This is a genomic window from Mycolicibacterium arcueilense (genome assembly GCF_058536225.1).
In genome coordinates this window covers 96,811-111,182 of the sequence record NZ_JBZTYL010000002.1, presented here as the reverse complement: position 1 = coordinate 111,182, position 14,372 = coordinate 96,811, and the positions used below count along the sequence as shown (strand labels likewise).

The following is a 14,372-nucleotide window of genomic DNA, read 5'->3' as shown; positions in this document are numbered from 1 at the left end:
TCGGAAGCATGACCGGTCTGAAATTGCTGCCTGAACCGTCGTAATGGTGCCCTTATCCTTGACGGATGACGCCTACTCTGCGAGTGAACGCGCCCATCTTGCGCGGCGTTGCCGCGGAGGAGAAGTCGGTAGCCACCGCCGCGTCGAACACCGGAGCCGCCGGGGCGCTGGGTGATGCGGCAGCCGGTATGGCGGAATTGCGCACCGCGGGCGGCTGCCAATCGGCCCAGACGGTGTTGGATGCGGCCAACCAGTCGGTGAGCACGGCGCTGAACGGTCATTCGGAGAAGCTCGAGGCGGCGGCCCAGCAGTATGAGGCCACTGACGCCACATTCGGTCGTCGATTGCAGCAGTTCAGTCGATGACGGTCACCGTCCCGCAGGTGGAGGCCTCGCAACCGGATGCGCTGACCCGTGCTGCCGCTCAGATGGAGGCGGCCGCGGCGGCCTACCAGACCCAGATCGAACGGCAGCAGGCCAATCTGGCCAAGCTGAAGTCGGGATGGCAGGGCACGGCTTCGGATGCGGCAATTGCCGACGCGCAGAAGACCCTTGAGCAGATGCAGCGCGTGCACGACGCCATGGTGCGGGTGCAAGCTCCTCTGCAGGCCGGCGGCACGCAGTTGACCCAGATCAGATCGTCGGTGTTGCAGACGGTGGCGCAGTTGGAGGGTCAGGGTTGGCAGGTTGCTCCGGACGGCACGGTCTCGGCGCGGCCGGGCAGTGCGCTGGATTTCTATGCGCGGTTCAGCCCGGTCAATGCCTTGGTGGTCCGCATGCTGGCGGTTCGCAACACTGCCGCGGTGAAGAAGTTGCTGGCCCAATTCGACGCGGCCGATCAACATACCGACGAGGCGGTGCGGCAGGCGGTGGCCGGCTTGACCGACACCCCGGGCAGTGGGCCCGGCGGCGGCACGCCCACCCCTGGTGACAAGGCCGAGCCCCAAATCCCCGACACCAAGGATCCCCACGCGATCCATGATTGGTGGCTTTCCCTGACCCCGGAGCAGAAGGCGCAGATGCTCCGCGATCACCCGGACAAGATCGGGAACCTCAACGGCATCCCGACCGGCGTGCAGAGCCAGGCCAATCTGACGATCCAGAAACAGGATCTGGCCCGGGTCAACTCTGCGGCTGAGGCGCACCATGTCAGCGTCGACGAGGTGCGCGCGCACCCGGAGAAATACGGTCTGACCGCCACCGACATCACGCGGTATCACAATGCGGTCGAGGTGCAGAAGGCGCTGGACCGTTATGGCCGCGACGCCAAGGACAGTAACGGCCGGACCCCGGAGATCTTTTTGAAGAAGTACGACCCGGAGGCGTTCGGCGGCAAGGGCGCGGCGGCGATCGCGATCGGTAACCCCGACACAGCCAACAACACCACCGTGAAGGTCTCCGGTCTCACCACCTCGGTGAGGGGAGGGTCGTTGGACAACCCGGATCCGGTCAACCTGTACAACGAGACCAGCATGGCCGACCCGGGCAAGTCGAACGCGGTGGTGATGTGGATGGGCTATGACGCGCCGGACGACCAGGCGGTCGCGGTGCCGAACATGGCCCGCCACGGTGCTGAACTGTTGGCTGCCGACGTCAATGCACTGGACGCCACCCACTTGGGTTCCAGCCACCTGACTGTGATCGGTCATTCCTACGGCTCGACCACGGTGGCCGATGCGGCTGCCGGGTACGGTATGCGCGCCGACGACATTGTGTTGATCGGCAGCCCCGGCACCGACCTGGCGAAATCGGCGGCCGATTTCCATTTGCCTCCTGACGGGCATCTGTACGTCGGGGCGGCCAGCACCGATCCGGTTACCTACCTCGGTCGTGAGCACCTCAGCGGGCCCGGCTTGGGCCTGGGCGCTGATCCGTCGATCGATGGGTTCGGATCGACCCGATTCGACGCCGAATCGTCGTTGCGTGACTACCGCACCGATCACAGCAGGTACTTTGAGCAGGGCTCGGAGTCGTTGTACAACATGGCCGACATTGCCTCGGGTCACGCTGATCGGCTGCAACAGAATGGGATGACCGCCGAACATCGCTCGGATCACTGGTATGCCAAAGTTCCGGTGGTGATACCAACCCCGTTGGGCCCCATCCCGGTGCCCGGCACATCGATCACCATTCCAGGTGTCGACCAGGCCTTCGACCCGGAGGCGGATCGACGCGCTCAGGACAATCACCGGCATTAGGAACCGAGGGAGGAGCATGAGGATTGGGTACACGCTGGAGACACGCGATCGGAGCATTGGTGTTGGCCGGGGTGACGGTCGGGTGTGGTGACGGGGTGACTGATCCGATGTCGCCGGAGCAGGCTCGCGCGCAAGTGATGGATGCCGCCAAGGAAATGGTTCGCGATCTCGGTCTGCGGGGCAACCTGGTGGAGACGGTCTTCAGCTACGAATCGTGTACCGATGACAACAAGGGCCCGTTCCGGGGCAAGCTGATGATGCAGTTCTGGATGCCGGGGGCCGATCGGTCCCATCCGGTGGACCCGGCCGGCGTCTACACCCTGTTACAGCAGCATGGATGGCAAAGCGACCCGGACTTTCATTCTCACTCAGTGGCTATGAAGAAGGACGAAGTGGTGGCTGACGTGATTTTGTACCCAGCTGATCCGCCGCCGGTTGCTCACGGTCGTGTGGAGTTGCGCGGTCAGTGCCGGGACACCTATGACCACTCAAAGGATCCGTTCGACCGCGGCGACGTCACGGCTGAGCTGGAATCGCAATAGCCTCTGGCTATTTCGCCGTCAGAGGGGCTGCACCGTCGCACTCAGGTGCGGGTAGCCCTTGGACAGGTTGCGCAGGGTCAACTCCCAGCCGTCGGCGTCGCGCTCGACGTAGAGCCCGGCCTTGGCCGGCAGCACCACGGGCTTGGCGAACCGCACCGAATACTTGACCGCATCGGGTAGCTGCCCCTCGATGTTCGCCAGTACCGCTGCCGCACTGAACATGCCGTGTGCGATGACGGTGGGGAAACCGAACAGCTTGGCGGCGATCGCGTTGGTGTGGATGGGGTTGTGGTCCCCGCCGATCGACGCGTAGTTCCGGATCTGGCCCGCGGTGATGTTCAGAACCGCGTTGGGCGGCGGCAGCTTCGGCTGCTTCTGCGGTTCCGGTTTGGGTTCCCCGGACAGGCTGGTCTTCTGCTGGTGCAGGAACGTCGTCACCTGGTGCCACGCCGTGTCGTTGCCGACCTTGAGCTCGGTGACGATGTCGACGAGCAGGCCCTTGCGGTGCTCACGCAGGTTCTCCGCGTGCACGGCCGCGCTGACGGTATCGGTCACCTTGATCGGCTTGTACTGCGTGATGTGGTTCTCGATGTGCACCGAACCCATTGCGGCGAACGGGAAATCGAATCCGGTGACCAGTGACATCACCGTCGGGAAGGTCAGTGCGAACGGGTAGGTCAGCGGCAGGGTGTCACCGAACCGCAGTCCCGTCACCTGGGCATAGGCGGCCACGTTGGCCGGGTCGATAGGCAGGTTCTCGACCGTGATGGTGTGGGCCGGCAGGCTCTCGGAGCGGGGGATGAACGGCAGGGCGCCGACGACGGCGCGCAGCATGTTGTTCACTTCTAGGCTCCCAGCATGGCCTGGCCACAGACCCGGATCGTGTTGCCGGTGACCGCATTCGACGCCGGGCTGGCGAAGTAGGCGATCAATTCGGCCACGTCCACGGGCTTGCCGCCCTGGAACAGGGAGTTCAGCCGGCGGCCCACCTCACGAGTGGCCAGCGGGATGGCATCGGTCATCTTGGTCTCGATGAACCCGGGGGCGACGGCGTTGATGGTGATGCCCTTTTCGGCCAGCACCGGTGCCAGCGCCTCGGTCAGCCCGATCATGCCGGCCTTGGTGGTGGCGTAGTTCGTCTGGCCGCGGTTGCCGGCGATGCCGGCCATGGAGGACAGGCCGATCACCCGGCCGCCCTCGCCGAGTGCACCGGCTTCCACCAGACCCTCGGTGAGCCGCTGCGGGGCAAGGAGATTCACCGCGATCACGGAATCCCAGCGGCTTTCGTCCATGTTGGCCAGGAGCTTGTCGCGGGTGATGCCGGCGTTGTTGACCAGGACGTCGACCGTGCCGCCGTGTTGCGCGGTGACGTGGGCGACGATGGCCTCGACTGCGTCTTCCGAGGTGACGTCCAGCGTCAGGGCGCTGCCGCCGACCTTCTCGGCGACCTTGCCCAGATCTTCGGCGGCCTGGGCAACGTCCACTGCGACGACGGTCGCGCCGTCACGCGCGAACACCTCGGCGATGGTTGCGCCGATGCCGCGGGCCGCGCCGGTCACCACGGCGACCTTGCCGGCCAGTGGCTTGTCCCAATCGGCGGGCGCGGTCGAGTCGGCGGCGCCGACCCGGTAGACCTGACCGTCGACGTAAGCCGACTTGGCCGACAGGATGAAGCGCAGGGTGGACTCCAGGCCGGTCGCGGCGGGCTTGGCGTCGGCGGCCAGATAGACGAGCGACGCGGTGGCGCCGCGCTGCAGCTCCTTGCCCAGCGAGCGGGTGAAGCCCTCCAGGGAGCGCTGGACGATCTGGGCGTGGACGCTGCCCGCCTCGTCCGGCGTGGTGCCGATGACGACCACGCGGGCGCACGACGCGAGGTTGCGCAGCACCGGGGTGAAGAACTGGTAGAGCTCCTTGAGCGCCGCGGCGTCGGCGATGCCGGTGGCGTCGAGCACTACGCCGCCGAACGAGTCGGCCCAGCGGCCGCCGATGTTGTTGGACACGACGTCGTAGTCGCCGGCCAGTGCGGCGCGCAGAGGTTCGACGACGCGGCCTTCCCCGCCGATCAGCAGGGACCCGTTCAAGGGAGGCTGGCCGGGGCGGTAGCGGCGCAGGGTCTCGGGCTGCGGCACGCCCAGCTGCTTGGCCAGGAACGATCCCGGTCCGGAGTTGACCACTTGGGAGAACAGGTCGGAAGCCACTTCAGCTGCCTTTCGCTTCGCAGTACTGCGTTGTCAATACCGAACTTACTCCAGAGTAAGAACAGTGGGTAATATGGCCCCGGACAACCCGACAGTGGAGGGCAAACAGATGGCCAACAACACGACCAGGCGACGCGTTGCCGTTTTGGGTGGCAACAGGATTCCGTTCGCGCGGTCCGACGGCGCCTATGCCAACGCCTCCAACCAGGACATGTTCATCGCCGCGCTGGACGGGCTGATCGAGCGGTTCGATCTGGCTGGTGAGCGGCTCGGTGCGGTGATCGGCGGCGCGGTGCTCAAGCACAGCCGTGACTTCAACCTGATGCGCGAATGCGTGCTGGGCAGCGCCCTGTCGCCCTACACGCCGGCCTTCGACCTGCAGCAGGCCTGCGGTACCGGCCTGCAGTCCGCGATCGTTGCCGCCAACGCCATTGCGCTTGGGCAATACGAGTCCGCGGCCACCGGTGGCGTGGACACCGCGTCGGACGCCCCGATCGCGTTTGGCAACGACCTGCGGCAGGTCCTGCTGGGCCTGCGCCGGGCGAAGTCCAACGTGGACCGGCTCAAGCTGGTCGGCAAGCTGCCGGCCGCACTGGGCGTCGAGATCCCGGTCAACAGCGAGCCCCGCACCGGCATGTCGATGGGCGAGCACGCCGCGGTCACCGCCAAGAAGATGGGCATCAAGCGCGTCGACCAGGATGAACTGGCCGCCGCCAGCCACCGCAACATGGCCGCCGCCTACGACCGTGGCTTCTTCGACGACCTGGTCACCCCGTTCCTCGGGCTGTACCGCGACAACAATCTGCGGGCCGATTCCTCTGTAGAAAAGTTGGCCAAGCTCAAGCCGGTGTTCGGCGTCAAGGCCGGTGACGCGACCATGACCGCGGGCAACTCGACCCCACTGACCGACGGGGCCTCGGTGGCGCTGCTGGCCAGCGAGGAATGGGCCCAGACCCACGGACACGAACCGCTGGCCTACTTCGTCGACGGCGAGACCGCAGCAGTCGATTACGTCAACGGACCCGACGGCCTGCTGATGGCACCGACCTACGCAGTGCCGCGGCTGCTCGCCCGCAACGGGCTGACCCTGCAGGACTTCGATTTCTACGAGATCCACGAGGCGTTCGCCTCGGTGGTGCTGGCCACGCTGGCGGCCTGGGATTCCGACGAGTACTGCAAGGAGCGCCTCGGTCTGGACAAGGCGCTGGGCAGCATCGACCGCACCAAGCTCAACGTCAACGGTTCCTCGTTGGCAGCGGGTCACCCGTTCGCGGCCACCGGTGGCCGCATCGTGGCCCAACTGGCCAAGCAACTGGCCGAGAAGAAGAAGCAGACGGGCAAGCCGGTGCGCGGCCTGATCTCCGTCTGCGCGGCCGGGGGACAGGGCGTCACCGCCATCCTGGAGGCGTGACCTCCGGAAACGCCCAGGCCGAAAACATCCGAAAAGTTTCTTTCGGGGATGTGTAACGGCCGCGGCATAGAGGTCGATACATGGGTAGCTCCGTGTTGCCGTCTGACCCCCCGACCCGACGGCAACACGGGGCGACCTAGCTTCAAATTCTCGGCAAATTCGGCCGTACTTTTCTCTGGTTTGAGGGGTATCCGAGGCGTACGATCGAGCCTACGACGGGTTCGGGAGTGACTGATCCAAAGAGTCGGTACAGGGGTGAAAGACCGGCTGCGTGAGACGAATTGAAACGCCCCCAGGTGTCCTCCCGAACCCGCCCTTTTTGTTTTGAGCCCCGCCTCTTCTGGTCCATACAGCCCGTCCTCCGCATAGCGTGGTGCCATGCAGACCAGCCTCATCGCCTCGCTCAGTGAAACCGGTGGCCGCTCCCCGATCGACGCCACAGTAGAGAATCTCGCGCAATTGCACGACGAGGGATTCCGGCGGGTCTGGATGACCCAGATGCCCTACGAACCGGACTTGCTGACCGTGCTCGCTGTGGCCTTCCGCGAGGTCGACGGGATCGAGGTGGGCACCGGCGTCATCCCGATCCAGAATCAGCACCCGATGCTGCTGGCGCAGCGTGCGCTCACTCTCAGCCTGATCAGCGGCGGCCGGTTCCTGCTCGGCCTCGGCATGACCCATGCCGCGGTGACGGAGGGGATGTGGGGCATTCCGTGGGACAAGCCGGTGCGTCGACTCCGTGAGTATCTGGACGGGCTACAGCCGCTGTTGGCCGGCGAACCCGCCGACGCACCGGGCGAGACGGTGACCACGCGCGGCGCGCTACAGATCCCGGGGGCGACGGCACCCGATGTGTACATCGCCGCGTTGGGGCCACAACTGCTCAAGCTCGCGGGCCGTCGCACCGCAGGCACCGTCACCTGGATGACCGGGCCGACCACACTGGCCGAACACGTGTCACCGACACTGCGCGAGGCGGCCGGGGACCGCCCGGTCCGCGTCGTCGCGGCACTGCCGGTCAGCGTCACCGACGACGTCGACGGCGCCCGCGCCCAGGCCGCCAAACAGTTCGCGATGTACGGGCACCTGCCGTCGTACCGCGCCATGCTCGACCGCGAGGGCTACGCCGGTCCCGAGGACGCTGCCATCATCGGCGACGAAAGCACTGTGGCGGAACGCATTCGGGCACTCGGAACGATCGGCGTCGACGAATATGTCGGGGTGGTGTTCGACGCATCCCCCGAAACCCGGGCCCGCACCAGGGCGCTGCTGCGCTCGCTCGACAGCTGACGGGGATGATTGTCGCCGATCTGGCGGTTGCAGTCCGTGCCGGTGACCGCACGTGTATGTGGTCGCCAGGCACAGCTTGACGCATCGCCAGAAACGGAGACCGCATTGCCTTCACCAGCGGCGGAGAATCTGAGCATTCTTGTCATCGGGGCAGGAGAACTCGGCGCCAGCGTGTTGTTCGCCCTCGCCCGTCACGGCGCACGCCATCCAGACGCAAACCTCGCGGTACTGCTGCGGCCGCCGGCGGCAGGTGCCGACGCGAACAGCGATGCGCGCCGCAGGGAGTTGACTCAGGCGGGTATCACCATCGAACATGCCGACGTCTCGACGGCGTCGGTGGCAGAGCTTGCGGCCGTGATGGGGCGCTACCACACGGTCATCAGCTGCGTCGGTTTCGCGGGCGGGCCGGGCACACAGCGCAAACTCGCTCGATCGGCGCTCGCGGCCGGCGTATACCGTTACTTTCCATGGCAATTCGGCGTCGATTACGACGAGATAGGCCGCGGTAGCGCGCAGCCGCTGTTCGACGAGCAGCTCGATGTGCGCGACCTGTTGCGCAACCAGGACGCCACGGAGTGGGCCATCGTTTCCACCGGCATGTTCACCAGCTTCCTGTTCGAGCCCGAGTTCGGCGTCGTGGATCTGCCTGCGAATACCGTGCATGCGCTGGGAAGTTGGGACAACCAAGTCACCCTCACCACCCCCGAAGACATCGGGGCACTCACCGCCGACATCGTCTTCGCCGAACCGCGACTTCGCGACACCGTTGTCTACCTCGCCGGGGACACCATCAGCTACCGCGAACTCGCCGATATCGTCGACCGGCTCCGTGGGACCGCGGTGACCCGCACGCTGTGGACCAACGACTTCCTGGCCGAGCAATTGCGGCAGCATCCCGAGGACACGATGAGCAGGTACCGGGCGGTGTTCGCCCGCACCGACGGTGTTGCCTGGCCGAAAGATCAGTCGTACAACGCCGTTCGCGGCATCGCTACCACGACGGCCGAGGAATGGGCGCAGGCGAACCTGGCCTGAGACCGGGCGGTTAAGTGGATGTGGTGGGCTCGGTTTCCGGCTCGAGCAGTTTGCGAACCGAGGTGCGGGATCCGTACGGGCGCAGCATGCGGCTGGCCGGCCGGGGCCGCACGATCTGGGGCCACCAGAACCACCGGCCGAGCAATGCCGCGATGGACGGCGTCATGAACGACCGCACGATCAAGGTGTCGAAGAGCAGACCGAGGCCGATGGTGGTACCGATCTGCCCGAGCACGATCAGGTCGCTGAAGATGAACGAGGACATGGTGGCGGCGAACACCAGGCCGGCCGCGGTCACCACCCGGCCGGTCCCGGCCATGGCGCGGATGACGCCGGTCTTGAGCCCGGCCCCGATCTCTTCCTGGAAGCGGGATATCAGTAGCAGGTTGTAGTCCGCTCCGACCGCCAGCAGCAGGATGATGGCCAGTGCCAACACGATCCAGTACAACTGGATGCCGAAGATATACTGCCACACCAGGACTGACAGACCGAACGATGCACCCAACGACAGCACGACCGTGCCGACGATGACCAGCGCGGCGACCAGGCTGCGGGTGATGAACATCATGATGAGCAGGATGAGGCTGATGGCCGCCAATGCGGCGATGAGCAGGTCGTACTTGGCGCCGTCCTGAATGTCCTTGTACGCAGAAGCGGTTCCGGCCACATAGATCTCGGCGTCTGACAGCGGCGTCGCCTTGATCGCGTCGAACGCCGAGTCCTTGAGTGCATCGATGTGCGAAATGCCCTCGGGTGTGGCGGGAGTGCCCTCATGGGTGATGATCATGCGGGCGGCCTTGCCATCGGGTGACATGAACAGTTTCAGGCCACGTTTGAAGTCGGGGTTGTCGAAGGCTTCCGGCGGCAGATAGAACGAGTCGTCATTCTTCGCGGAGTCGAAGGCCTGTCCCATCGCGGTCGAATTCTCGAGCGCTTCCTGGGACTGCGAGTTGGTCCCGGCCGTGGTGGCGTAGTTGGACAGGGTCAGATCACGGTTGCGCTCCTGGATGGCGATCTGCGGCGGTAGCAGCGCCACGAGTTTCGGCTGGAGGGCATCGAGCTTGTCCAGGCTCGCAGTGATCTGACCGAACTGGTCGCTGAGCTTGTCGATCCCATCGAGCGCATCGAAGACGGACCTCAACGCCGCGCACATGGGGATGTCGAAACAGTGTGGTTCCCAGTAGAAGTAGTTGCGCAGGGGACGGAACTGGTCGTCGAAATTGGCGATCTTGTCGCGCAGATCGTTCACGATCGCGACGGTGTCGTGGAACGCCTGGGTCTGCTCATGGGTCGCGGCGGCACTGGCCTGCTGCAACGTGACCTGTTGCTTGAGGATGTTGATCGTGTTGGACAGCTCGTTGGCCTGCTTGAGCAGATCGGCGGCGCGGTCTTGCTGGTAACCCAGATTCATGATCTGGCTGGCACTTTGCGCGCTGATCTGAAATGGGATGGAGCTGTGCTTGATCGGTGTGCCCAGGGGGCGGGTGATCGACTGGACCAGGGCGATGCCGCGGGTGTGCAGAACGGCCTTGGCAACGCGTTCGAGCACCAGCATGTCCGCGGGATTGCGCATGTCGTGATCGGTTTCGATCATCAGCAGTTCGGGGTTCAGCCGGGCTTCCGAGAAGTGGCGGGTGGCGGCGGTGTAGCCGATGTTGGCCGGTGCCGATTCCGGTAGGTAGGGACGGCCGTCGTAGCTCGTCTTGTAGCCCGGCAGGGCGAGTAGGCCGACGAGCGCGATCAGACACGACACCACCAGGATGGGACCGGGCCACCGCACGATCGCGGTGCCGATGCGGCGCCAGCGTGGCGCCCGTGGGTTGCGTTTCGGCTCAAGGAGTCCGAATCGGCTCCCGATGGTCAGTACGGCCGGCCCGAGCGTCAGCGCGGCCACCAGCGTCACCAGCACGCCGATGGCGGCGGGCACGCCCAGGGTCTGGAAGTAGGGCAGCCGGGTGAAGTGCAGGCAGGCCACGGCCCCGGCGATGGTCAGTCCGGAGCCGACGATGACGTGTACGGTGCCACGAAACATGTCGTAGTACGCGGCTTCTCGGTCCATGCCACGGCTACGCGCTTCGTGATAACGGCCGACGATGAAGATGCCGTAGTCCGTTCCCGCGGCGATCGCCAACAGCGTCAGCAGGTTCGTCGAATAGGTGGACAGACCGATGACCCCGGAATGCGCGAGCGCGGCTACGATACCGCGCGCAGCCGACAGTTCGATGAGGACGGTGACGAGCATGAGGAGCATCGTGACGAGCGATCGGTAGACCACGAGCAGCATCACCGCGATGACCAAGAAGGTTATGCCGGTGACCTTTTCGGTGCCCTCGCTACCCACCTCGAAGTTGTCGGTGATGAGCGGCGCGGCGCCGGTGACGTAGGCCTTGACCCCGGGCGGGGGTGGGACGCTCGCCACGATCTCGCGGATGGCGTCGACGGATTGGTTGGACAACGCCTCACCCTGGTTGCCGGCCAGGTACACCTGCACCAGAGCGGCCTTGCCGTCCTTGCTCTGCGAGCCACCTGCGGTGAGCGGGTCTCCCCAGAAGTCCTGGATGTGCTCGACGTGGGTGGTGTCCTCGGCGAGCTTTTTCACCAGGGTGTCGTAGAAGCGGTGGGCATCATCACCGAGCGGCTGATCGCCTTCGAGCACGATCATGGCTGCGCTGTCGGAGTTGAACTCGTCGAAGACCTGGCCGATGTGGCGCATCGCCATGGTCGACGGCGCGTCGGGGGCGTTGAGCCCCACCGAACGTGCCGCGCCGACGACCTCCAGTTGTGGCACAAGGATGTTCGTCAGTGCGGCGATGGCCACCCACACCAGCACGATCGGCACGGCGAGCATGCGGATGGTCCGCGACGTCCTGGAGCGGACGTCTGCGCCTTCGGCGTGCTGCCCGCTCACGCCGACTTGTCCAAGCATGCGATGTAGCCGTTCACGTTATCGGTGGACCTTTCGTCCTTGACGACACCGTTGACGGTGATGCGGCAGCCGATGTACGCGCCGTCGCCTTGCGCCCGCAGGTCGGCGAACATGGTCGGGTCATCGGTGACCAGCGTCTGCGACCAGGGCAGCGTCACATCCTCGGCCCGCTGGGGTTGTGCGTCGATGTCCAGGTAATTGATGGTGGCCACCGAGCCCGGTGATCCGAACACTTCGAAGAGAACCCGTTTCGGGTTGTATCCGGTGTTCTCCAGGGTGTCGGCACTGGGACGTGACACCTCGTTGTCGGAACCGAATATGCCGTGTAGTCGGCTGACGGTGAAGGCGACCACCGCCACCACGAGCACGGCAACGATCACCGTCCATCGTCGCCGGACCAGGCCTCCTACCGAGATCCCCTGCATCTCAGAGCCTTTCGAGAACAAGCGCACAACTCGCCGTGAGGCGAGATTCCTCGGCCGTTCCAAGCACCTGAACGGTACCGTACGGTACAGTCGGATGGAGGGCAAGGCCTACAGGCAAGTGGCCGCGGTTGCCCGCTATGGAAAGGTTTTCAGTGTCACCCGCTTCGACCGTCTCGTCGCATGACGTTTCACCGCCGGCCCCGGCAACGCAGTGGACCGAGCGCGAATCGGAATTGTTGGCGGTCACCCTGCGTCTGTTGCAGCAGCACGGATACGACCGGCTGACCGTGGAAGCCGTGGCGACCGAAGCGAAGTCGAGCAAGGCCACCATCTACCGCCGCTGGCCGTCGAAGACCGAGCTGGTCCTGGCAGCGTTCATCGAGGGCACCCGGATCCAGTTGGTGCCGCCCCGCACGGGCGCGCTGCGGACCGACCTGCTGAGCATCGGCTCGTCGGTGTGCGCACAGGCACGCGAGCACGGCAGCACGATGAGCGCGATCATGTCCGAGGTAGCGCACAGCCCGGAGTTGAGTGCGGCACTGCAGAATCAGTTCGTTCTGCAGCGCAAGATGCTGATGACCGAGGTGCTGACGGATGCGGTCAACCGAGGTGAGATCGACGCCGCGGCGGTGCACGACGAGTTGTGGGACGTGATGCCGGGATATCTGGTGTTCCGGTCCCTGATACCGGGACGCCCGCCGACTGAGGCGACGGTTCGCGCACTCGTCGACGATGTGTTGATGCCCAGTCTGACCCGCTTCTGAACTCTGTTACTCCGTTGACGCCGTCCGGGGCGGATTCGAAATGACCATCATCGATCCGTTCTGGGCGGCGACGCCTATGTTGTTGATCATGCCTGTGAAGATGATGCCGTGGAACGGCAGGAGCGAGTACCAATAGGCTCGTCCAGCAAGACCTTTCGGAAAAAAGATGGCCCGCTGGTGCAGCCGGGTGGCGTGCTTGCCGCGGGGTTCGAGTCGCCATTCGAGCCAGGCATTGCCGGGCGTGCGCATCTCTGCACGCAACCTCAACAAGTGCGGCCGCTCGATGCGTTCGACACGCCAGAAGTCCAGGGCATCACCGGTGTGCAGGGAGTGAGGGTTGCGGCGACCGCGAGACAGACCGACGCCGCCGGCAAGTCGATCCAGCCATCCGCGAATGGTCCAGGCCAGTGGAAATGAGTACCAACCGTTTTCGCCACCGACGCCCTCGACAACCTCCCACACATGCTCGATCGTTGCGTTGCAGTCGAGGCTGCGCTCATCTGTGTAGATCGCTTCGCCGGCCCAACTGGGATCAGACGGCAGTGGGTCGGCGGGTGCACTGGTGGGAGACGCGTTGGCCCACGTGGTCTCAACTTCACCGGTCTCGATGCGACGGAGTGCGAGTGCAACGGCGTCCCGATACCGGGTCGCCCCTGTCGGTGGTGGCGCGATGATCGAATCGATGTCGTGCTCATTGGCAACGGCGTCGGTGCTGAGCGATTCGATCAGGGCGCGCCCGATTTTCGGGGGCACAGGGGTGACCAGCCCGATCCACAGCCCGGCGAGTTTCGGTGTCAGAACGGGGAGTACGAGAATCCGTCGTCGGGCCAGGCCTGCGACATCGGCATAGATTTGCATCATTTCGCCGTACCGCAAGACGTCGGGGCCGCCGATGTCGTAGGCGCGGCTGTGCGGAAGTTCCGCGGTGGCGGCTTCCAACAGGTAGTACATGACATCGCGAACCGCAATGGGCTGTATGCGGTTGTTGACCCAGCGCGGCGTGGTCATCACAGGCAGCCTGTTGGTCAGATGCCGGATCATCTCGAAAGACGCCGACCCGGAACCGATGACCACGCCTGCTTGCAGGACCAGCGTCGGGATGCCCGAGTTCAGCAGTATCTCCCCAACCTGGCCGCGTGAGCGCAAATGCATCGAAAGTCGATCCGATTCCGGATGCAAGCCGCCGAGATAGACGATGCGTCGCACTCCGGCGCGGCGGGCGGCACTGACGAGGTTCTCGGCGCTGCGCCTCTCGGATTCGATGAACTCTCCACCGGCGTTCATCGAGTGCACGAGGTAGTAGACGACATCGATGTCGCGGCAGGCCTCGTCGAGCGTGTCCGGGTCAGTGAGATCGCCGCGAACGACGTCCACGTCCGATGCCCAGGGCACGTCGCTGATCTTGTCGGGGTTGCGGGCCATTGCCCGCACCCGGTGGCCGGCCTGTATCAACCGGGGAACCAGGCGGCCGCCGATGTATCCGGTCGCGCCGGTAACCAGAACATGCAAGGAGATGGCGGAGTGCGGCGGATTTGTCACGGGTTCTCCTCGCAAGGTGCCAGAGCCGGCCCGAAGCCGGCCGAC

Annotated in this window: 12 protein-coding genes; 7 read left to right on the top strand and 5 right to left on the bottom strand. The window is 65.2% G+C overall.

Translation table 11 applies throughout. The annotated features are described in order from the left end of the window. Positions 1 to 65 precede the first annotated feature (65 nt). The 3 genes from AC4LGL_RS00540 to AC4LGL_RS00530 all read left to right on the top strand — a co-directional run bounded on the left by AC4LGL_RS00540 (position 66) and on the right by AC4LGL_RS00530 (position 2,739). Positions 66 to 365, top strand: coding sequence for a type VII secretion target (locus AC4LGL_RS00540; RefSeq protein ID WP_491837132.1), 300 nt, complete (start codon positions 66 to 68; stop codon positions 363 to 365). Continuing rightward, entirely contained in the window at positions 362 to 2,197 is a 1,836-nt protein-coding gene (locus AC4LGL_RS00535) for an alpha/beta hydrolase (RefSeq protein ID WP_491837131.1), read from the top strand. The genes AC4LGL_RS00540 and AC4LGL_RS00535 overlap by 4 nt, the downstream gene beginning before the upstream one ends. Before the next feature lie 95 nt (positions 2,198 to 2,292). Continuing rightward, entirely contained in the window at positions 2,293 to 2,739 is a 447-nt protein-coding gene (locus tag AC4LGL_RS00530; RefSeq protein ID WP_491837130.1) for a lipoprotein LppJ family protein, read from the top strand. Positions 2,740 to 2,757: 18 nt separating this feature from the next. Here AC4LGL_RS00530 and AC4LGL_RS00525 read toward each other — a convergent pair whose 3' ends face one another. Both AC4LGL_RS00525 and AC4LGL_RS00520 read right to left on the bottom strand, forming a co-directional pair. Further along, on the bottom strand, positions 2,758 to 3,573 hold the full coding sequence (locus AC4LGL_RS00525; protein ID WP_491837149.1) for a MaoC/PaaZ C-terminal domain-containing protein: 816 nt from the start codon (positions 3,571 to 3,573) through the stop codon (positions 2,758 to 2,760). An 11-nt stretch (positions 3,574 to 3,584) separates the two neighbouring features. Next, entirely contained in the window at positions 3,585 to 4,937 is a 1,353-nt protein-coding gene (locus tag AC4LGL_RS00520; RefSeq protein WP_491837129.1) for a 3-oxoacyl-ACP reductase, read from the bottom strand. A 73-nt stretch (positions 4,938 to 5,010) separates the two neighbouring features. Here AC4LGL_RS00520 and AC4LGL_RS00515 point away from each other — a divergent pair, with 73 nt between their 5' ends. The 3 genes from AC4LGL_RS00515 (at position 5,011) to AC4LGL_RS00505 (ending at position 8,673) form a co-directional block, all read left to right on the top strand. Further along, positions 5,011 to 6,348, top strand: a complete 1,338-nt coding sequence (locus tag AC4LGL_RS00515) for an acetyl-CoA C-acetyltransferase (RefSeq protein WP_491837148.1) — start codon at positions 5,011 to 5,013, stop codon at positions 6,346 to 6,348. Positions 6,349 to 6,726: 378 nt separating this feature from the next. Continuing rightward, positions 6,727 to 7,638 (top strand): TIGR03564 family F420-dependent LLM class oxidoreductase, encoded by a 912-nt coding sequence (locus AC4LGL_RS00510; protein ID WP_491837128.1) that lies wholly within the window; start codon positions 6,727 to 6,729, stop codon positions 7,636 to 7,638. A gap of 105 nt (positions 7,639 to 7,743) precedes the next feature. Then, entirely contained in the window at positions 7,744 to 8,673 is a 930-nt protein-coding gene (locus AC4LGL_RS00505) for an aromatic alcohol reductase (RefSeq protein ID WP_491837127.1), read from the top strand. A 10-nt stretch (positions 8,674 to 8,683) separates the two neighbouring features. Here AC4LGL_RS00505 and AC4LGL_RS00500 read toward each other — a convergent pair whose 3' ends face one another. Both AC4LGL_RS00500 and AC4LGL_RS00495 read right to left on the bottom strand, forming a co-directional pair. Beyond that, positions 8,684 to 11,521 (bottom strand): MMPL/RND family transporter, encoded by a 2,838-nt coding sequence (locus AC4LGL_RS00500; RefSeq protein ID WP_491837147.1) that lies wholly within the window; start codon positions 11,519 to 11,521, stop codon positions 8,684 to 8,686. 56 nt (positions 11,522 to 11,577) lie between these two features. Then, positions 11,578 to 12,024: an MmpS family transport accessory protein gene (locus tag AC4LGL_RS00495; RefSeq protein WP_491837126.1), complete on the bottom strand. Its 447-nt coding sequence runs from the start codon at positions 12,022 to 12,024 to the stop codon at positions 11,578 to 11,580. A gap of 137 nt (positions 12,025 to 12,161) precedes the next feature. Between AC4LGL_RS00495 and AC4LGL_RS00490 the strand changes: the two genes are divergently transcribed. Further along, positions 12,162 to 12,788 (top strand): TetR/AcrR family transcriptional regulator, encoded by a 627-nt coding sequence (locus AC4LGL_RS00490; protein ID WP_491837125.1) that lies wholly within the window; start codon positions 12,162 to 12,164, stop codon positions 12,786 to 12,788. A 6-nt stretch (positions 12,789 to 12,794) separates the two neighbouring features. Here AC4LGL_RS00490 and AC4LGL_RS00485 read toward each other — a convergent pair whose 3' ends face one another. Further along, positions 12,795 to 14,327, bottom strand: coding sequence for an SDR family oxidoreductase (locus tag AC4LGL_RS00485; protein WP_491837124.1), 1,533 nt, complete (start codon positions 14,325 to 14,327; stop codon positions 12,795 to 12,797). Between the last annotated feature and the right edge of the window lie 45 nt (positions 14,328 to 14,372).